The organism is Shimazuella sp. NTD248, from assembly GCF_059510395.1.
In genome coordinates this window covers 96,011-116,576 of the sequence record NZ_JCAJZT010000007.1, presented here as the reverse complement: position 1 = coordinate 116,576, position 20,566 = coordinate 96,011, and the positions used below count along the sequence as shown (strand labels likewise).

20 protein-coding genes are annotated in these 20,566 nt (G+C 40.2%); 14 read left to right on the top strand and 6 right to left on the bottom strand.

All coding sequences use genetic code 11. The features are described 5' to 3' along the window. The first annotated feature begins 96 nt into the window (after positions 1–96). Entirely contained in the window at positions 97–3,228 is a 3,132-nt protein-coding gene (locus tag AC5WOE_RS15810) for an MMPL family transporter (protein ID WP_496052980.1), read from the top strand. Between the two features lie 63 nt (positions 3,229–3,291). On the opposite strand, the gene AC5WOE_RS15805 is transcribed toward AC5WOE_RS15810, so the two are convergent. Further along, the gene (locus AC5WOE_RS15805) at positions 3,292–3,930 is read right to left on the bottom strand and encodes a GNAT family N-acetyltransferase (RefSeq protein ID WP_496049314.1); all 639 of its coding nucleotides are present in this window, start codon (positions 3,928–3,930) and stop codon (positions 3,292–3,294) included. 329 nt (positions 3,931–4,259) lie between these two features. On the opposite strand from AC5WOE_RS15805, the gene AC5WOE_RS15800 reads away from it, so the two are divergent. From AC5WOE_RS15800 to sdhB, 3 genes are read left to right on the top strand one after another with little or no spacing between them, the layout of a single operon-like run. Next, the gene (locus AC5WOE_RS15800; protein ID WP_496049315.1) at positions 4,260–4,916 is read left to right on the top strand and encodes a succinate dehydrogenase cytochrome b558 subunit; all 657 of its coding nucleotides are present in this window, start codon (positions 4,260–4,262) and stop codon (positions 4,914–4,916) included. Between the two features lie 16 nt (positions 4,917–4,932). Continuing rightward, positions 4,933–6,690 carry a succinate dehydrogenase flavoprotein subunit gene (gene sdhA / locus AC5WOE_RS15795; RefSeq protein WP_496049316.1) on the top strand — a complete coding sequence of 586 codons (1,758 nt, stop codon included), beginning with the start codon at positions 4,933–4,935 and terminating at the stop codon, positions 6,688–6,690. Then, complete coding sequence (gene sdhB, locus AC5WOE_RS15790) at positions 6,687–7,460, top strand: succinate dehydrogenase iron-sulfur subunit (RefSeq protein ID WP_496049317.1); 774 nt, start codon at positions 6,687–6,689, stop codon at positions 7,458–7,460. Before sdhA ends, sdhB begins: the two co-directional genes overlap by 4 nt. A gap of 92 nt (positions 7,461–7,552) precedes the next feature. Here sdhB and AC5WOE_RS15785 read toward each other — a convergent pair whose 3' ends face one another. Continuing rightward, the gene (locus AC5WOE_RS15785; protein WP_496049318.1) at positions 7,553–8,326 is read right to left on the bottom strand and encodes an HAD family hydrolase; all 774 of its coding nucleotides are present in this window, start codon (positions 8,324–8,326) and stop codon (positions 7,553–7,555) included. A 206-nt stretch (positions 8,327–8,532) separates the two neighbouring features. Then, the gene (locus tag AC5WOE_RS15780) at positions 8,533–9,303 is read right to left on the bottom strand and encodes a hypothetical protein (RefSeq protein ID WP_496052979.1); all 771 of its coding nucleotides are present in this window, start codon (positions 9,301–9,303) and stop codon (positions 8,533–8,535) included. A gap of 306 nt (positions 9,304–9,609) precedes the next feature. On the opposite strand from AC5WOE_RS15780, the gene AC5WOE_RS15775 reads away from it, so the two are divergent. The 5 genes from AC5WOE_RS15775 (at position 9,610) to AC5WOE_RS15755 (ending at position 12,189) form a co-directional block, all read left to right on the top strand. Further along, positions 9,610–9,918, top strand: a complete 309-nt coding sequence (locus AC5WOE_RS15775) for a hypothetical protein (RefSeq protein WP_496049320.1) — start codon at positions 9,610–9,612, stop codon at positions 9,916–9,918. 80 nt (positions 9,919–9,998) lie between these two features. Next, positions 9,999–10,556 (top strand): hypothetical protein, encoded by a 558-nt coding sequence (locus AC5WOE_RS15770; protein ID WP_496049321.1) that lies wholly within the window; start codon positions 9,999–10,001, stop codon positions 10,554–10,556. Positions 10,557–10,768: 212 nt separating this feature from the next. After that, positions 10,769–11,077 (top strand): hypothetical protein, encoded by a 309-nt coding sequence (locus tag AC5WOE_RS15765; RefSeq protein ID WP_496049322.1) that lies wholly within the window; start codon positions 10,769–10,771, stop codon positions 11,075–11,077. 515 nt (positions 11,078–11,592) lie between these two features. Further along, positions 11,593–11,751, top strand: coding sequence for a hypothetical protein (locus AC5WOE_RS15760; RefSeq protein WP_496049323.1), 159 nt, complete (start codon positions 11,593–11,595; stop codon positions 11,749–11,751). A gap of 78 nt (positions 11,752–11,829) precedes the next feature. Then, complete coding sequence (locus AC5WOE_RS15755; RefSeq protein ID WP_496049324.1) at positions 11,830–12,189, top strand: hypothetical protein; 360 nt, start codon at positions 11,830–11,832, stop codon at positions 12,187–12,189. 4 nt (positions 12,190–12,193) lie between these two features. On the opposite strand, the gene AC5WOE_RS15750 is transcribed toward AC5WOE_RS15755, so the two are convergent. Continuing rightward, the gene (locus AC5WOE_RS15750; protein WP_496049325.1) at positions 12,194–13,204 is read right to left on the bottom strand and encodes a LacI family DNA-binding transcriptional regulator; all 1,011 of its coding nucleotides are present in this window, start codon (positions 13,202–13,204) and stop codon (positions 12,194–12,196) included. A 313-nt stretch (positions 13,205–13,517) separates the two neighbouring features. Here AC5WOE_RS15750 and AC5WOE_RS15745 point away from each other — a divergent pair, with 313 nt between their 5' ends. From AC5WOE_RS15745 to AC5WOE_RS15725, 5 genes are all read left to right on the top strand, one after another. Further along, positions 13,518–14,486, top strand: a complete 969-nt coding sequence (locus tag AC5WOE_RS15745; protein WP_496049326.1) for a sugar phosphate isomerase/epimerase family protein — start codon at positions 13,518–13,520, stop codon at positions 14,484–14,486. Between the two features lie 11 nt (positions 14,487–14,497). Next, positions 14,498–15,520 carry a Gfo/Idh/MocA family protein gene (locus AC5WOE_RS15740; protein ID WP_496049327.1) on the top strand — a complete coding sequence of 341 codons (1,023 nt, stop codon included), beginning with the start codon at positions 14,498–14,500 and terminating at the stop codon, positions 15,518–15,520. 17 nt (positions 15,521–15,537) lie between these two features. After that, the gene (locus AC5WOE_RS15735) at positions 15,538–16,812 is read left to right on the top strand and encodes an ABC transporter substrate-binding protein (protein ID WP_496049328.1); all 1,275 of its coding nucleotides are present in this window, start codon (positions 15,538–15,540) and stop codon (positions 16,810–16,812) included. Positions 16,813–16,877: 65 nt separating this feature from the next. Then, positions 16,878–18,179 carry a carbohydrate ABC transporter permease gene (locus tag AC5WOE_RS15730; RefSeq protein WP_496052978.1) on the top strand — a complete coding sequence of 434 codons (1,302 nt, stop codon included), beginning with the start codon at positions 16,878–16,880 and terminating at the stop codon, positions 18,177–18,179. A gap of 13 nt (positions 18,180–18,192) precedes the next feature. After that, the gene (locus tag AC5WOE_RS15725) at positions 18,193–19,020 is read left to right on the top strand and encodes a carbohydrate ABC transporter permease (RefSeq protein WP_496052977.1); all 828 of its coding nucleotides are present in this window, start codon (positions 18,193–18,195) and stop codon (positions 19,018–19,020) included. A 165-nt stretch (positions 19,021–19,185) separates the two neighbouring features. Here AC5WOE_RS15725 and AC5WOE_RS15720 read toward each other — a convergent pair whose 3' ends face one another. Both AC5WOE_RS15720 and AC5WOE_RS15715 read right to left on the bottom strand, forming a co-directional pair. After that, positions 19,186–19,998: an SDR family NAD(P)-dependent oxidoreductase gene (locus tag AC5WOE_RS15720; RefSeq protein ID WP_496052976.1), complete on the bottom strand. Its 813-nt coding sequence runs from the start codon at positions 19,996–19,998 to the stop codon at positions 19,186–19,188. A 69-nt stretch (positions 19,999–20,067) separates the two neighbouring features. Further along, complete coding sequence (locus tag AC5WOE_RS15715; protein ID WP_496052975.1) at positions 20,068–20,490, bottom strand: MarR family winged helix-turn-helix transcriptional regulator; 423 nt, start codon at positions 20,488–20,490, stop codon at positions 20,068–20,070. Between the last annotated feature and the right edge of the window lie 76 nt (positions 20,491–20,566).

The following is a 20,566-nucleotide window of genomic DNA, read 5'->3' as shown; positions in this document are numbered from 1 at the left end:
TACCATTCTTGTGTTTTTACTTTTTGCAACCAAAAGCAATGGTATAATAATTTTATTCGTACTCAAAATACATCCTACTGGCGGTGATATACAGTTATGCGCAGTATTATTCGATTGAAATGGTTTTGGCTAGTGATTTGGATTGCGATCTTAGGAGTGATCCTACTTACCATGCCTTCCATGGATACATTAATACGTGAAAAAGGCCAGCCTAATCTGAATGGCACTTATTCATCTAGTACTGCTTCCAAATTACTAGCTGAATTCCATAAGAGTGATAAAGGTGGTAAAAATCTCGATACCATCTTAGTATTCCATGATCCAAAAGGATTTCAAGCAGAGGAAAAAAAGCAAATCAAGCTGAAAATCGATCAGATGGAACAAAACAAAAATTTACATATACAATCCATTTTGAGTCCATTTGACAGCAAAGACGCAGAAAAGAGACTGTTCTCAGCTGATCAAAAAACGATAATGGCAATTGCTAGTGTAGAAAAAACAACACAAACCATTCCACAAATTCGAGCTCAATTCGAACAACAAATGAAGATGGATGGAATCCAAACCTATTTAACTGGTGATGGTTACATTGAAGAAGATTATGCACAAAACTCGATTGATGGGGTAAAAAAGACGGAACTATTTACAGTAATATTTATCGTACTGGTTCTTATCCTAGTCTTTCGCTCTCCTATCACACCAGTTATCTCTCTACTCATTGTGGCTGTTGCCTATCTTATCGCCCAAGGTACAGTTGGATTATTGGTAGAATACTTTAATTTTCCGTTTGCCAATACAACACAAATATTCCTTATCTTAGTGCTCTTTGGAGTAGGTACTGACTATAATATCTTGCTTTTTATGCGATTTAAAGAAGAATTAGGCCAAGGAAAACCATTGCTCACCGCTATTGTGGAAACATACAAAACAGCTGGAAAAACAGTATTATTCAGTGGTTTAGCTGTATTAATCGGGTTTACCATGATCGGTTTTTCCAACTTCTCGGTTTATCAATCTGCTGTCGCAGTAGCAATCGGTGTTATCTTCTTACTGGCTGCTCTGTTTACACTCAATCCTATCGTGATGTTCATTCTAGCAAATCGCTTGTTCTGGCCGTTAAAGAAATTTGAAGGACATGGGCAAAATCGACTATGGTCTCGATTGGGGCATTTTTCTGTAATCCGTGTATCCATCAGTATCCTGTTAGTCGTAGTCCTCTCTGTCCCTATCTTTTTATTTTATAAAAATCAACTTTCATTCGATAATTTAAAAGAAATTGGCCCAGATTCTCCTTCTGTGAAAGGATTTAATATTGTGGCTCAATCGTTTGGATCAGGTCAAACCCTGCCTACCACTTTGGTAATTAAATCTAAAACACCAATGGATACGGCTGATGGTCTTGCTTTTTTAGATCAATTACATGAGCGATTAACCCAAATAAAAGGGGTAAAAGATGTATATGGCCCAACTAGACCAAATGGAGAATATATCAACGACCTATACCTCAACAAACAAACGAAAGGGGTAAGTTCGGGGATTGATCAGTCTAGTAATGGACTGGGGAAAATATCTCAAGGTTTATCTACTGCATCGGATAAAATTAAAACTTCAACATCTGGTGATTTAACTGATATCAACAAACTAATTGAGGGAACTGTTACTGTTCGTTCCGGTCTAGGGCAAGTACAAACTGCGTTATCCCAAATTAACTCAGGTATCAAACAAGGGGCTGGAGGAGCTGGACAAATCAAATCTGGTTTAGCCAGCTTAGAGAGTTCCTTAGAGAAGTTGAATACTTCTACCAAACAGTTACTGACTGGATATGCAAAAATTAGCACTAGTATTGGAAAATTATCTACTGGATATCAAGGGATTGCTTCAGGAATCTCGAGCTTGAGTACTCTAAATAGTACAATGCAAACAGCAATAGAAGCGTTGGGCACTAGCCATCCAGAACTTGCAGATGATGAGAACTATACAACCATAAAAAATACAAGTGATAATATGGCCAAAACACTGCCTACTATGCAGCAAACGATCACACAATTAAATAGCTCTTTAGCTACATTAAACAGCAGTCTTTCCTCTGCTAACAAAGGCCTGTCTCAAATATCAAATGCACAGACGCAAATAGCAACAGGTACGACCAAGTTAAAAATAGGAGCAGGTCAGTTAGAAAAAGGATTGCAACAAGGGGCATCCGGTCAATCAGAAGTAATTTCGTCTATCCCTTCGATGAATGATGGACTTTCAGCTATTACCAATGGTCAAAGACAAGTATTAGCTGGATTAAATGACTTTGAGTCCAAGATGAAAGAGCTGCAACAAGGATTGTCGCAAAGTGCTACGGGTCTAAATAAGATCAATAATGGCTTATCAACTGCAAATAATTACTTAACAGAAGTCACAGGGGAAGGATCGCCATATGGTACTTTCTTTGTTCCTAAAGAAGTGAGAAACAGCAAGCCGTTTCAAACTGCTCTGAATCTTTACATGTCCAAAGATCGTAAGATTGTAACATGGACAATACCTTTATCTGTGGACCCTTATTCCAAAGATGCGATGAAGATCGCTCATGAGATCGACACAACGATTCGGGAAACAATTTCCCATACGCCATATAACAATTTGCAAATCGGTACTGGTGGTGTATCTTCTGCCAACTATGACCTCCAACATATTTCAGATAAAGATTTCTCTCTTACTATCATCCTTATGTTGGCTGGAATCGGTGTCCTATTACTGATCTTGTATCGATCTGTATGGATTACCGTTACGATACTTGGAATTTTGATCCTCGCTTATTATTTCTCACTCACGATATCAGAGAACATTTTTATCGGGTATTTTGATGTTACTGGCTTGTCTTGGACCATTCCATTTTTCTCGTTTATCATGGTCATCGCTCTAGGAGTAGACTACAGTATATTTGTCATGATGCGATACAAAGAGTACAAACACCTAGGAATGGTCGTAGCAATTTTAAAAGCTGTTGAACGAACAGGGAGTGTCGTAATATCTGCGGCGATCATTTTAGCCGGTACTTTTGCTGCTATGTATCCCTCAGGGGTTACTACCTTAGTACAAATTGCTACAGTAGTGATTATTGCATTGCTATTGTTAGCTTTTGTCCTGCTGCCGATGGTTCTACCTGCTTCGATATCGTTACTCCACCGCATTACGAAAAGCGAACGGGAAACGGTTGTTCCGGAGAGACAAAATCTATAAATTTCTTAATACCTTTAAACGTCAGTCAGGTCAGGCATGAAATGCCTGACCTAATTTACATTCTCAGTTGAGAACGTAGGAAATGAGATATTCCCTGAGAATTTCATACCAAGGTGGTCGCTTATTCCAAGTCTGCTGAGTGACTTGATAATTCACCAGTGTATTTTTCCGACCACAAACATCCAAATAAAAGTCATCTGTTTCTCCTGCGTATCGGAAATTACACCTCCGAAATACCTTGCGACTCGGCTCGTTCCCTTTTGCAATTTGTACCAAAAGAATGTCAAATCCTATGGTACTCATTGCCCAACCCACCAAAAGCCGGACTGCTTGTGGTGCAATACCCTGACCTTGAAATTCAGGATCAATAACCAATCCCTCAATGGTAGCACGACTATCAATGAGGTCTACTCCCCCAAGTTGAACAACTCCTCTAAGATGACCGTCAACGAAAATTACGAAAGGAATTTTCTCTTTTTTTGTTATACCTTCTAGTGAATTCTCAACGCGACTGCGAACATCAGCCTCTTCTGACAGCTTAGCTCTCACTCCATTGAAAGGGAAAGTAGGTTCTTCTCCCCTTTCTTGAAGTACCTTTGTGATTTCTGGAAGATATTCAAGAGAGTAGACCTTCAACACAATTCTGCCATTGTCTGATGAGAGATGGAGATTATGCAGATTGTCCGGAAAATCACGGGTCATGATGTCCTCACATATGAAATAGGGCGAATTTATCTTTCTTTTATTATATCAGATCTAAAGGAAAATCCATCGATCGTAATTCATACACTTTTTCTGTATATTCCTTTCATTTTTTAATTTTACTTATCTTTTTTAAAAAACCGAATTACGGTACTCACAGGTGAAGCATTCCAGCCTATCTATCAAAATATTTTTAGCAAATCACTCTCTTATATGCATAAGTAACTCTGTCGATTTCTTGACGCTCCATAGTTATGAGAGTACAATAAGAAACGTTAAAGACCCTGTGAAAACATTCAATAACGGTAATGAGAAATGGAGGCTTAGTTGTGAGCAATCAGACTGATTTTCTCAACCGGCGGCTTCACTCCCTACTAGGTGTGATACCGGTTGGCTTTTTTTTGCTCGAACACTTTTATACGAACTATCATGCAACCCAAGGCGCAGACGCATTTGTAGAAGCAGTAAATTTTCTATGGGGTATCCCTATTTTGCCTGTCCTTGAAATCTTTTTTATCTTTATTCCTCTGCTGTACCACGCATTTTATGGCCTATACATTGTTTTTCGTGCGAAAAATAATGTCAGTCAATTTGGTACCTTCCGGAACTACATGTTTGTAATTCAACGAATTACAGGCGTTATTACACTTATTTTTATTCTTTGGCATGTATGGGAAACTCGAGTACAAGTATTATTTGATCCTACACCAACAGCAAATGAGTTAGCTGCTCATACCGCTAGTCTCCTATCAAATGATGTAACAGCTATTTTATATGGAATTGGTGTTATTTCCACCGTATTCCACTTCTGTAATGGTATGTGGTCATTCCTCGTCAGTTGGGGTGTCACAATCGGACCACGAGCTCAACTTGTCTCAACATGGGTATGGATTGTAGCTTTTGTTGTCATTTCCTACTTTGGCATCAGTTCTATTGTTGCATTCCACGATCCAAACTTTGCAAATAACGTGTCAGCGTTGCAATAGAAGGGAGCTATACCGAATGAACGAAAAAATAATTATCGTTGGGGGCGGTTTGGCAGGACTTGCTGCTGCACTGCGTTCTGCTGAAGCAGGAGCTACGGTAGAACTTTTCTCCATCGTACCTGTAAAACGCTCCCACTCCGTATGTGCACAAGGCGGGATCAATGGAGCAGTAAATACCAAAGGAGAAGGAGATTCTCCTTGGGAACACTTTGATGACACCATCTATGGAGGAGACTTCCTCGCAAACCAACCTCCAGTAAAAGCAATGTGTGAAGCAGCTCCTGGAATCATTTATTTGATGGACCGTATGGGAGTACCATTCAACCGTACACCAGAAGGTTTGATTGATTTCCGCCGCTTTGGCGGAACCAAACACCACCGTACTGCGTTCGCTGGTGCTACCACCGGACAGCAGCTTCTTTATGCTTTAGATGAACAAGTTCGTCGCTATGAAGTAGAAGGAAAAGTAGTCAAGTATGAACAATGGGAATTCCTTTCCATCGTGCAAGATGATGAAGGAAAATGCCGTGGTATCGTAGCACAAGATATGCGCAGTACAGAAATTAAAGCTTTTTCTGCTGATGCTGTTATTTTAGCTACTGGTGGTCCTGGTATTATATTTGGTAAATCTACCAACTCTATGATCAACACGGGTACTGCTGCAAGTGCGGTTTATCAGCAAGGAGCTTACTATGCAAATGGTGAATTTATTCAAGTTCACCCAACTGCGATTCCTGGAGACGATAAACTTCGACTCATGTCCGAATCTGCACGTGGTGAAGGTGGACGAGTTTGGACATACAAAGATGGAAAACCTTGGTATTTCTTAGAAGAAAAATATCCTGCATACGGAAACCTCGTTCCTCGTGACATCGCAACTCGTGAGATTTTCAAAGTATGTGTAGACTTAAAACTTGGGGTTAACGGAGAAAACATGGTTTACCTTGATCTATCTCATAAAGACCCCAAAGAATTGGACATCAAACTTGGTGGAATCATCGAGATATATGAGAAATTTATCGGCGAAGACCCACGCAAAGTTCCAATGAAAATCTTCCCTGCTGTGCACTATTCGATGGGTGGACTATGGGTAGACTTTGATCAAATGACAAATATTCCTGGATTATTTGCTGCTGGAGAATGTGAGTATCAATATCATGGCGCCAATCGACTCGGTGCTAATTCTCTGCTTTCCTGTATTTATGGTGGATTGATCACAGGACCAAAAGCAATTGAATATATTCGTGGATTAGATAAATCTGTAGTAGATTTTGATCCTGACTTCACTGAATCCCAACGAAAAGTACAAGAAGACAAATATGAAAACACGCTCAAAATGGAGGGGACAGAAAATGCTTATGTCATCCATCGTGAGCTTGGGGAATGGATGACCGATAACGTAACAGTTGTACGTTACAACGATCGTCTCCAACAAACAGATGAAAAAATCCAAGAACTAATAGAACGCTACAAAAAAATCGACATGGTAGACACCAGCAGATGGAGTAACTCTGCTGCACCATTTACTCGCCATTTGTGGAACATGCTGCAACTGGCTCGTGTCATCACTTTAGGAGCGTTAAATCGTAATGAAAGCCGTGGAGCCCACTACAAGCCAGAGTTTCCTGATCGTAACGATGAAGATTTCCTAAAAACAACAAAAGCTCGCTTTACCCCAGAAGGACCAGAATTATCCTATGAAGATGTCGATACTTCATTAATCAAACCACGCCCTCGTCGTTATGATGTCGCGAAAGGAAGTGACAAGAAATGAGTGAACAAACAGCTACAACGGAACAACAAAAAACGGTTCACTTGATTTTTACTCGACAAGATGGTCCAGATAGCAAGCCATACAATGAAGAATTCCATGTCCCTTATCGGAAAAACATGAACGTCATCTCTGCAATGATGGAAATTCAGCGTAATCCAGTAAATGCAAAAGGGGAAAAAGTTGCACCAATCCAGTGGGAATCCAACTGTCTAGAAGAAGTTTGCGGAGCTTGCTCAATGGTTATCAATGGAAAGCCACGACAAGCATGTACTGCTCTAGTTGACAAACTTGAACAACCTATTCGTATCGGTCCCATGAGCACTTTCCCTGTTATACGTGACCTTGTCGTCAATCGCGGTCGGATGTTCGATGCTTTGAAGAAAGTAAAAGCATGGATTCCTGTAGATGGTACTCACGACCTAGGTCCTGCACCTCGCCAATCTGCTACCGAGCAACAATGGCGTTATGAGCTTTCCAAATGTATGACTTGTGGTGTCTGCCTAGAAGCTTGTCCAAACGTAAATGATAACTCTGCCTTCATAGGTCCATTTGCAGTAGGACAAGTAACCTTATTTAATGCTCACCCAACTGGTTCTCTCAATAAAGGAGAACGTACAGAAGCATTGATCTCTGATGGTGGATTGCAACAATGCGGAAACTCCCAAAACTGTGTTCAAGCTTGTCCAAAAGGTATTCCTTTAACCACAGCGATCGCAACGATGAATCGTGAAGCAACAAAACATATGTTTAAAAAATGGTTGTCCTTTTAATCCTGAAAGCATATCTCTCTTTAGAGGTATGCTTTTTTGTAACCAAAAATGAATTGGACACCATTTTATTTTCAAATGGTGTCCAATCAACCCTAGTAATACTTCTCGACATCATCCAAAATTAGCATACTTGGATATGACATGCCAAGCGCTTGGAACACCCAAGCATAGCTAGGAATGATGACTGGAGCCCCTGCTTCCTTCAGGTCTACATACTCCGTATCTGTTTGTGCATACCCGAGAAAAGCAGTTCCCGCCCTTTGCGCAGCCTGAAAGTCTGTTACCGCATTCCCGATCATCAGTGTATCTTTTGGAGCCACATTGAGAGCCTCCAATGCGATCTTTAGAATACACGGATCGGGTTTCATCCTATCGAATGTCTCTTCTGTTCGACCAAAAATCCTCTGCTCAAACAGATGGTAGCTGTTCTCATCTGGTCTCCTAAGAAATGTTTCTACTGCTCTAGGAGAGTTATTTGTAGTGATTGCGACTGGAATTTCTCTCTTAAGCCAAAAATCTACCAAAAACCGATACAGATGAGTTCGTTCTGCTGTGAGGGCAGCCAAACATTCTGTCCTTATCAGCAAATCTTCTAGCTCTTCAAAGACTGGATGATTTCGCCAAGAAACCGCAGCATGCCGGTAGATCACATGCGGATCTTTTTCTCTCCAGTCTACGGACAAACCATGGCGACGGATAACACTCTTCATGGCATCGGCAATCTCTTCAGCAGGGTATCCTTTGAAGAGTTTTACAACAGGACCATCAAAGTCGAAGCACACTGCCCTAGCAGAACTTATCAGTTTTCGTAGGTGATATGCCATAGCACTACTGTTCCAGTTTGCAAAGGGATCTATGAGATTCATTGTACCTCTCTGGGTAAAAGGGTCGATTTACCCCTCTATTATATCAAATTATTATCTTTCTATTTTCCGTACGATTGCATTCTTTACTTCCTGTATTTGAATATTCAATCTACTACTTTCGTTCATTTTTTTAAAAAATTCTCCTTAAAATTCTTCACCCCATTCCCTTGTTAAAGGAATGGGGTGTGCTTGTGGCATTCAGGGATTTAGCTAAATGCCTTTTCTAGAACCTGAGGCAATGGCGACCACATCTTTTGCCCAAGATGAAGTACTTCCCTGACCTTGTCTTCCGGAATAAACACAAGTGACTTCATCTCTTTATCGTGATCTTGCCGGAAAGGAAAACGGAGCCGACAGATCCACTTGGCAGGTGCATCAAAGACGCCCACCAAAATAACCGATTTCTCGACACGAATCATTCCGACAATTCGCAAGTTCTTTGCACGAAATCCTGCCTCTTCGAAAACTTCTCTTTCTGCATGAGCGAAGAGATCGGGGAAATCGAGTATCCCCCCGAAAGCAGAAATACCTACACGGGGATCGTAACCCAAGACTGCTAGTCTCTTATTCTTTCTACTTCGGCATACGCCCACAGTAGTAATGTTGACAGTCTGGAAACGGATTACTACATGCAGGTCATTTCCAACTATCTCTGCCTTCAACTTGATGGAGGCATCCAGTTCTGTCTCATTTAGCTGCCTAACAGCCTCACCAAGTGCCAGTAGGGACATATGTCGGAAAAATCTGTTGATCCGAAGCTTGAGCATCTTGTCCCTGTTTATCAGGACTGCAAATGTTGTAGGAAAGAGCCTGATATTCCGAGCATCTTCACTGACGATAGCAGCATAGATGGTACCGTTGTATCCTGGACCATGCCAAGTACTGTCAATCGCAACCTGCAACCATTCAGGAAGCAAAGGTTCTTCCAGATGAATGGCCGGAACCACTCCATCCATTTCTTTGAGCTCAGCACACACTATAACTCCTAAATCCTAGGGAATTCCACAGTTTCTTTTTCTATTTGTAATTGTAGCATGTTAAAAAAACAGATGATACTATTCCAATACTCCATTTTGGTTGTATTTTTTCATGATTAAAATTGTATGCGCTTTAAAAACTATTTTGGAACCAAAAATAAATATATCCGCAAGTAGGAATATGAAGATATTCTAGCGAATTGAAGTCTATTAAATATTCTTTTATCTAAAATAAGAAAGGTTGTTCTCATGTATATCATAACACTTATATTGGAATTAACCCCAGAGACCAATCATGAAGAGATTATGGAATTTTATGAAGAAAAAATCGCATCTTCTTCCCTCCTCATACCTGAAATTGAAAAAATTAATTGCCTTCAACTTAGGTCTACTCCATTTAACCAATATGACCAAACTCCCCTGCGCAATCTTTTTTATCAAGTTCAAATCTTTTTTTCCTCTGAAGAAGCAGTAGATCAAGCCTTGCAGCGCCCTAATACTTTGAAGCTCTTGCAAAGATTTATGATTTTTAGCAAATGTAAATTCCATTGGTTTGTCGGGCATGAAAAGACATTTGTGGCAAAAGATTTTAAAATCCAAGCCGAAAGTTCATAATGTTGCACCATAAAAATAAAAATTATAATATAATGATTAGGAATTATCGGTTCTAAGAAAGGAATGACTTGAAGAGGAACATGAGCACGGTCGAGCAGGGTCAGCAAGTTATGCTTGCTGCTGCACTCCGAGTTCTTCGAACGAATCCGGATTCTCCTGAAGGACAGCAGGAAGCCTTCCAAGCTGCAGATAATGCTGCTCGGGAGTTCACCACCAATCGTAAGGGCACCCGACAGGCACTGGAGTTGGAGCTCGCGGAGTACTTGACTCGTGATCTCATCAACGACGCTCTGGAAGTCATCAATAAAGCTGAGGACGGCGACACTGATGCCCAAAAGTTGATGGCATCCGTGGATGACATTGCCACCCTCGAAGCCACCTTCTCTACGGAGAAGATCGAAAACGGTGTTCTCGCGATGAAGATTGCTGCCCAGCTGATCTTCAAGCAGAAAGGCAAGCATGCACGCTCTGCAGCCAGTCAGGCTGCTCGGGAGGCTTGCAAACAATTTGTCGACCGTGATGAACAACTGGAGACTGTGCTTCTTACAAAGCTCACCGATGCAGTCAGGGCTGCTCGGGAAGATTTCATGTTCAATGTAGACGTCAAGGCTGCTCGTCGGTCACGACCCAAAGCCTAATCACTCTTAGAACCACCCGGCAGAGAATTGCAACTCCTCTCTGCCGGGGGGCCGAAATAATAGACTTATATATACAAAAAAGTCCACGCTAAAGGTGTGGATTTTTAATTTTTATACCAAATCAATCTCAATCATTGCTAATAATAAATAAAAATTATAGTATGTAAAATAAGAATTGGAAGTTCTGAGTTAACTGAGCGAGAAAACGAAATATGCCCCAGACTGATTTTCAGGACATGATCGCACAGCTCCTCAAGGAGTGTGAGTCTATTGTCCCCATTGCAAAGATATCCGAGGGTGTGCGCCTGATGAAGGATGCCGCTCTCGATGTCTTTCGCAATAACGGAACGAAGCAGAATGCTTTTGCAGCTGCCATCGAAACTCGGGATGACTTCACCAAGGGAGACTGTGATCTTCAGTTGATCCTGTCCAATCTTCAGCCTGCGACGGTCGATGTTGCGGAAGAAGACTTCCAGTCTTCTAGGCTGACGAACATCATCAAGCGTCTTTCCGAACGCTGATCGTCTTACGGCTACTTCGTCTCAGAACAAACTGACAGAGTGAGCAGCTCCGCTTTCTCTGTCAGGCCGCAAAAATACACCATAAAAATAGATTGGAAAAGCCGCACCCAAATGGACGCGGCTTTTTATATGATGAACTGTTTCCGAGAAACAAAGAAACTTCTCTTTTACCTTGCATGGAAAACCTAAAACGACAAAAGCCCTACCTCTCTTTCATCTTTGCGGCTCCGAAGACCGCGCCAAATGAATTGGGCTTCCAACAATAGAACTTTCTCTGTTTACACCTTGCATATTTCAACACGGTGGATATTTTACCATAATAACAATTAAAACGCAAATATTTTCATTAATCGATGAATACTTTATCTATTCCATCCCTGCTAAATTCCATTTTAAATAAAGTATGGTTGTATAATGACATCTCACCACAATCACCATCTTTACACCAATGCCTTTCACTTACTCCATTTATTTCGCATAAATTAATAAAGGATGAAAAGAGAAGAGGTTTAACTATGAGTATTGTTGAAAACTGTATTCGCGCAATAGATGATCACTATACTTTGGAAATTACCATCACAATGAATGATAATGCATCTGGACCCGTAGTTGTTCCTATTACCAAAACACAAGCTACTCTGCTAGAGCAAGCAGGTATACCAAAGTGCACCTAATTTAGAAAAGATCGCACCAAAAGGTGTGATCTTTCTGTTAAGCTAAGAAGACTAGATTTCTTTGAGGAGATGTAAGATATGAATGTAATCGACGATTTTTGTTTACATATGGAAAAACAAAAAGGGATATGGGATCAATCTTTTCCTCAGGACTCTACTGGTTATCTAGGAATTGTAGAAGTACCTCACGCTTTCCTCTATGCCACAATTACCTCTAATAAAAGTTTGGAGCATTTCAAAAAAGAAATATCCGCCTTCCCCTATCACTATGCATGGGAGGTTGATCAGCTCAAAAAGGTAACCACTTTTGTAGATGTTATTTTAGCATATATCGACAAGATAGAAGTCCACGATTTTGAACTGGAAAATAAAATGTTCGATCTCCTCATATCTGAAATCAAACCATATCTTATTCACGAAATAGACCCTTACAACTAAGTCTCTATTTCGTTGATTCTCGAACAACCAACCGATGAGGTACGATTACTTTTGATGAGTGGTCTTCTCCAGCCAATTTACGAATTAATTGTTGTATCGTTTGATAGCCTAATTGGTAGATCCCTACATCAATGGTAGTAAGTGATGGATTACTCATTTCTGACATATAAATATTATTAAAGCCGACAACGGAGACATCTTCAGGTACCCCAAAACCAATTTCTGCAAGTTCGCGAATCAAACTAATTGCAATTACATCGTCGATTACCAAAATCGCGGTTGGACGATTGCCTGCATTCATCAACATAGAAATGGTATGATAAGCATTTTTCTCCAGCATCTCCGCGCTGATCATCCAATCTGGATTTAACGAAAGGCCTGCTTGTCTCAATGCTCGCTGGAAGCCAGATAAACGATCCTCTGATACTACTAACTCTGGTTTTCCAGTCACAATCCCAATCTTTTGATGTCCTTGAGCTATTAGATAGTTGGTTAGATCAAAAGAAGCTTTTATGTTATCGTTATTAACGGATAAAACATCCGGATATTCCAAAGACCTTCCTAATAATACAAATGGAAAATCATACTCCATTAATTTTTTTACAATTACATCGTCCCGGCTTGGACTCATTAATACTACACCATCTATACGTTTTCCTAATACCATTCGATTGATCGCTTCTAACTCTTCACTCTGATTTCTAGCAGATGATAGGAGCAGGTCATAATTTTTATTATTTGCATATGCTAACATTCCTCTTAAAACTTCAGAGAAAAAAGGGTTAATAAACAAATTATCTGAAGAGTATGGAAGGACAAGACCAATTGTATTTGTATTCTTTGATACTAAACTTTTAGCCATGATATTTGGATGATAATCTAACTGATGCATTGCATCTCGCACTTTTTTTCTTGTAGCTTGGCTTATCTTTGGATGATTCGATATCACCCGAGATACAGTCGAAGGCGAAACACCTGCTAACTGAGCTACATCTTTAATTGTTACAGCAGTCATATTCCACCTCCAGTGCAAACGTTTCCACTACCATATTAACAGATAAGAAAACATATGCAAAGCACGTATAGAATTTTATATATTTCGATATAATTTCTTCAACATTGCCTAAAATTGCATAAAAAAAACTGTTTCCATATCGTTTTTTTTATTGTAGGATAGAGGCAAACGTTAGTCTGGTAATTTGCCATATATGAAAGCGGTTACTTTTTGTTTTTTTTGTGTCAAGTTGTCAGACATCTTCGCACGATGGATTGCATAATTTATCCATTTAGTGCAAACGTTTTCCAGTATTTTATAAAGGATGGTTTACATGAAACTCGGTACTTTTACAGTACTATTTAGCAAAATGAATTTCGAAGACATGCTAGATCATGTCAAAGCAAAAGGCATTGAAGCAGTGGAGATTGGCACAGGTTGCTATCCTGGCAACGCACATTGTAATCCAGAGGAGCTCCTAGCGGATGAGTCCAAATTACGGGCTTTCAAAAAAGCAATTGATGATAGAGGATTAACGATTAGTGCTTTTAGTTGTCATGGGAATCCACTAACTCCAGATCGTGCTTATGCTGAGGAATCACACCATTTATTTCTCCAAACAGTACGATTAGCAGAAAAGTTAGATGTTCCAGTAATTAATTGTTTTTCTGGTACCCCTGGGGACCAAGAAAATGCAAAATATCCAAACTGGCCTGTCGTTACTTGGCCTACCGAGTATCGCGACGTCTTAAAATGGCAGTGGGAAGAGAAAATTATTCCTTATTGGAAAGGAGCAGGAAAATTCGCCGGAGAACACAATGTGAAAATCGCTTTGGAACTTCACGGCGGCTTCTCTGTTCACACTCCAGCGACCTTGTTGAAATTACGGGAGGCTGTAGGGGAGGTGATTGGTGCCAATTTCGATCCAAGTCATATGTGGTGGCAAGGAATTGATCCAGTTGCAGCAATCAAAATCTTAGGAAGAGAAAATGCAATCTATCATTTCCATGCGAAAGACACCATCATCGATCAAGAACATGTAAATATGTATGGTGTGACAGATATGCAACCATTTGAAAACTTACAAACTCGTGCTTGGCAGTTCCGTACAGTTGGATTTGGCCACGATTTGAAAACTTGGGCTGACATTCTCAGTACACTCCGCGTTGTTGGTTACGATTATGTAGTGAGTATCGAGCATGAAGATGCATTCTTCTCAGCTGATGAAGGTTTCCAAAAAGCAGTAGACAATCTAAAACAAGTTATCCCACAAGAGCCATTACCAAGTTTATGGTGGAATTAGGAGTGAATACCATGGAACCTTTACGTATCGGAGTGATTGGCTGTGGTAGCATTGCCAAGCATCGCCATATTCCAGAATACGCCCAAAACCCAAATGTTAAACTGGTCGCTTTTTCAGATGATGTATTAGAACGAGCTCAAGAGTTCTCTACACTTTACGGCGGCAATGCCTATAATGACTGTTATGAACTACTAGCAAACGAACAATTGGATGCAGTTAGTGTCTGTACACCAAACGCTTTTCATGCACCTATCTCGATTGCAGCAATGAAACATGGTTTACATGTTCTCTGTGAAAAACCAATGTCTATTACATTGGAAGAAGCAGAAGCGATGATTCAGACTGCTGAAGAAAATAATGTGCAATTGATGATTGGATACAATCAACGCTATTTCTCACCTCATGTTATTGCAAAAGAGATCATTCAAAGCGGCAAACTCGGAAAAGTACTAACTTTCCGTACTACCTTTGCCCACGGTGGTCCTGAGCAATGGAGCGTAGAAAAAGAAAATTCTTGGTTCTTTTCCAAAAAGAAAGCATTCATCGGTTCCCTTGGAGATCTTGGCGTCCATAAAATCGACCTCATCACATGGTTATTAGATGAAAAAATCGAAGAAGTGAGTGCACTTATTGCTACATTACAAAAACCAGGTGACGTCGATGATAATGCTGCTATCGTAGCCAAAACCTCTTCTGGGGCAATCGGTACGATCACTACCAGCTGGACACTTGTACCTGGAGAAGATAATAGCACCACCATCCATTTTGAAAATGGCACAATGAAACTATTAGTGGATCCTGAATACCCACTAGTCGTTGAATATCGTGACAGCTTTGTGGAAAAACATGCAGCAGAAGCAGTTTCCACAAACGAAGTACAATTGAATAGTGGAGTTATCGATGCTTTTGTAGAAGCATTGATCAACAAACAACCTGTCCCCATTACAGGCCAGGATGGATTAAACTCCATTAAAGTAGTTATAGCTGCCTTGCAATCAAGTGAAGAAAGAAAGACTATTCCTATCGCATACTAGAACATGGAGGAAACATGATGAAATTGGGGAAAAAGCTTCTATCGCTTGGTATTATTGCTAGTTTGGTTGTCGGTGTAACTGCTTGTTCCACTCCCGCCGCAAATGATACGAAAAAATCGGAAGTCGTAAACCTAACATTCGCTCGTGGAAAAGATGTAAATGGTAGTACAACAAAATTGATCGAAGCATTTGAAAAAACTCATCCAAATATTAAAGTACACTTCAAAGAAATGCCTGCAGATTCTGGACAAAACCATGATCAACTCGTTACCATGCTCAGCAGCAAATCTAGTGAGATTGATGTTATTGACCTAGATGTAATCTGGCCTGCTGAATTCGGACAAGCTGGATATCTTCAACCTTTAGACCGCTATATTCAAAGTGACAACATCCCAATGGATAAATACGTCCAAGGTGCTGTTGAAGCAGGTAATGTCAACGGTCAGCAATATGCAATGCCTCGTTTTATTGATGCTGGTCTCTTGTTTTATCGCACGGATTTAGTAAAAAATCCTCCTAAAACATGGGATGAACTGCTAGCACAAGCAAAACAATTGAAGGGGCAAGGCGGTACGCAGTTTGGATACCTCATGCAAGCAAAGCAATATGAAGGTCTTGTATGTAATTTCATCGAGTTTGCTGGTTCATACGGTGGAAGAATTTTAGATAGCAAAGGAAATATTGTGGTAAACAGCCCTCAAACAATCAAAGGGTTGAAAAAAATGATGGAGATTGCCCAATCGGATGTAGTACCTAAAAATATTTCAACTTTCACAGAGTTAGAATCTCATACTGCTTTCATTCAAGGTCAATCTCCATTCATTCGTAACTGGCCATATCAATATTCTCTTGCAGAAGATAAAACACAATCCAAAATCGTTGGTAAAGTCGGTGTAGCTCCACTACCAGCTGGTGACCAAGGATCAGCTGCCACTCTTGGTGGTTGGATGTCTGGTATTAGCAAATACTCCAAACATAAAAAAGAAGCTTGGGAATTCTTGAAATTTATCACTGGTCCTGAAGGTCAAAAAATCTCTGCTCAGTATGGTTCTACACCAACATATCTACCTGCTTTTGATGATAAAGATGTGCAAAAATCGAATCCACTCTATGCGAATAAAAGCTTCATTGAAGGAATTAGCAAAGCAATTCCACGTCCTGTTTCACCTGTTTACCCAGAAATTTCCGATGCAATGCAAATCGAGCTATCCAAAGCTATTACCGGACAACAAACAGCTGAAGTAACAGTGAAAAACATCGAGACGAAATTGAAAGCTATCCTGAAAAAATGATGAAGGAATAGAACAGATGGGGAGTCGCCTCCATGACTCTCCCTATTCTATAGGTGGTGAATGATTTGGACAAAAAGCGGGGCTTCAGTGAAAAAAATATAGCATACTTATTTATCTTACCTGCGGTTTTGATTATTCTTGTGATAGCCGTATATCCAGTAATTCGTACCTTTTGGTTAAGCATGTACGATGTTCGCCTTAATGACCCTTCAAAAAATGATATTTACTATAGTTATAAATTAGATATGGATGGATTTGTGGAAAAATATCCTATTTTAGTTAGTCTCCTTGATCGTTCTCTCAAAAAGCCGGAAAACAAATCAAGTGAAACGACACTAAAACAAATAGATCAGCTAGTATTGGAAGTAAAAGAGAGTCTAGCGAATGATCCTAACTTTGAAAAACAGTACGACCAAGTAGATTCTATCCAAATGGATGATGGAAATGTACCTGAATCATTAATCACATATCCGTTAAACAAAACATCCGCGACATCTTTACTTGATAAATTGAAAACGCTTCAATTGGAAATTAAAAAATTACACATAAAAGATACAGATAAACAAGGAATGCTGGGACTGTTAAATGGATTGCAAAAAACAGTCATTCAACCAAACTTTGTAGGTTTTAGTCATTATACCGATGTACTCCGTCAACCTCGTTTTTGGATGTCACTCTGGAATACTTCTGTTTTCACCATAATTTCGGTTGCTATTGAATTAGTGCTCGGTCTAGCCATTGCGCTTCTTATCAACAGACAGTTTAAAGGTCGTGGTATTGTTCGAGCATCTGTCCTAGTTCCATGGGCAATTCCAACCGTCGTTTCCGCCCTAATGTGGAAGTTTATGTTCGATGGACAAAATGGGATTATGGCAAAATTTTTTCATTTCATTGGACTTATACCAGACATGGGCACATTGCTCACATCAAAGTTCTGGTCCATGTTCGCCGTGATCTTCGCTGATGTTTGGAAAACAACACCTTTCATGACGCTGCTACTGCTTGCCGGACTACAAACGATATCAGGTTCTTTATACGAAGCTGCACATGTTGATGGTGCATCACGTACACAGCAGTTCTTTAAGATAACGCTTCCTTTGTTAAAGCCAACCATACTGGTAACGCTTTTATTCCGTACTTTGGATGCATTTAAAATTTTTGATCTTGTATATGTATTGACAGGTGGTGGACCTGCAAACGCAACGGAGACCATTTCGATCTATACGTATAAAACAATGTTTGCACAATTGAATTTTGGTGAAGGTTCTGCCCTTTCTGTAATCGGTTTCATTTGTATCGCGATTATCAGCATTTTCTACATTCGCTTTCTAGGTGCCAATATCATGAGTAATAATCAATCGAATTAAAGGAGGGGCAGTCATGCGTAAGAAAATAATATTTTATCTATTTGTATGCTTGTTTCTCTTCGCTGTTCTGTTCCCATTCTTTTGGCAATTTATAACGTCTATCAAACCGCCATCGGACCTGTTTGGTGAGCGGGCATTCTCTTTTTATACTACCAACCCTAGCCTACAGAGTTATATCAATGTATTTACAGACGAAAAACGACCATTTCTTCGTTATTTATGGAACAGTACAGTTGTAGCTTCGATCACCACAGCTTTTAGCTTGATCATTGCTTCCTTTACGTCTTATGCGATTGCACGATTGCATTTTAGAGGTAAAAATATTTTGCTCGGTGTGATTCTCGCCGTGTCGATGTTTCCACAAATCGCAACGATAGCACCTGTATATTTGTTCTTGCAACAATTTGATTTAACCAATAGTTATTTTGGTTTGATTCTGCCATATACTACTTTTTCCCTACCGCTAGCCATCTGGAATTTGACAACTTACTACAAGCAAATACCATTGGAATTAGAAGAATCAGCGAAAGTAGATGGAGCCTCAGCCTTTCAGAGATTTTATCGAATCATTGTACCTCTCGTATTACCAGGTACTTTTACAACTGCCATTTTGGTCTTCATCGCTGCTTGGAACGAGTTTTTATTTGCTCTTACCATCAATACAGAAGAACTCTACAAAACAATCCCAGTAGGTATTGCTTTGTTCCAAGGTCAATTTATCATCCCTTGGGGAGATATCGCAGCAGCATCTGTTATCGTGACTGTTCCACTTGTTATCTTGGTCTTATTTTTCCAACGCTGGATCGTCGCAGGACTTACTTCTGGCGCAGTGAAAGAGTAGGCTATATTAATTAATTAAATGTGTTGTATAAAATACCAAAAACAGTGATATGAGTTAATCACTGTTTTTTCTATGTTGATTTTTTTAGTGTAGTATAGAAAACAATCTATTTCACTTTCTGCTTTGATCGTTTTTGAGCGATTCTTTGTTAACACAATGAGACAATTAAATGATAAAATTACCGCCATCCACAGTGAGATAGGCACCAGTAACAAAAGAGGCTTGATCTGAGGCGAGGTAGGTAATAGCAGAAGCCATATCTTCTGGTTGGCCATTTCTCCGCAAAGGAGTCTGTTGGGCCATCTGATCTTTTACTACCTGTGGAGCTCCGGCGTTAAGATCTGTAAGAATCATTCCTCCACCCACCGTATTAACTCGAATCCCGATGGGACCTAGCTCCTCTGCCATATGTTGTATCATTGCCTCCACGCCAGCCTTAGCTACTGCCACTGATACTGCAATTCCCCCTGTATTTGGTCGGCGAGCATGGGTGGCACTTACAAAGATTATGCTTCCTCGCTGTTGTTTCACCATATCAGGAAGAACTGCTTGACTTGGATAATAAGCAGCTTGCAGTTGGCCTCGAACAAATGAATCCAAAATGTCCCAACGGCTCCCTTGAAAAGAGGCAAGAATCGCCTGAAGTTGTTCGTGGGCAGGAATCTCAGAAGAAGTACTGTTTGAAGCTGGGGCATTGAGAACCAGCGTATCAATAAGTCCGAGACTCTCTCGAACGCGCAATACCATTCGTTCAACCTCATCCTGTTTCGTGACATCCGCTTGAAAGGCAAGTGCTTTGCCTCCAGCTCTTTCAATGGTCTTTACGACCTCTTGGGCAGCTGCTTCATTTCGGTAATAGTTGACAGCCACATGAGCCCCATGTATTCCAAGCTGAATTGCGGTTGCTGCACCAATACCACGACTTCCTCCTGTTACTAAAGCAATTCGATCTTTCATCAATGGTACTTCCATATTCATCTTATATCCTTCCTTCTTAATATAGTTTGCCGGCTATTTATTTTTTCAAAAAAAGGGGAAGCTCCTCCTCTAAGAAAAATTAACAAGAGATTGTTGAAGCAGACGACGCAGCAAAACCTGTTCTATTTCAGTCATTTGAAGACAAATACGAGCATCGAGATCTTTCCATACCTGCATTGCTGGCTCATAGAGCGCGCGCCCGGCTTCGGTAAGATAGACACGTGAAATACGTGTATCCTGTTCATCAACATGGCGCTTTACCAAACCAGCACGCTCCATACGTTGCACTGATCTAGTAATCGTTGGCAACTCTAAATTAAGGTGGGCAGCTAGTTGGGATTGTGATAAACCATCTTCTTCCCAAAGAAGGAAAAGTACAAACTCTTGCGATGCATGTAATCCAAGCTGTCTGAGTGCTTCATCGCTTTGCCTGCGGTGCTCTTTGATCAATTGAATAAGAGAGAAGCTTATATCCTCTTTAAATGAATGCATGTAATCCCCTCTTTTACTTTGCCGGCTAATATTTCTACCACATAATAACACCATAAATTTAAGTTGTCAAGCAAAA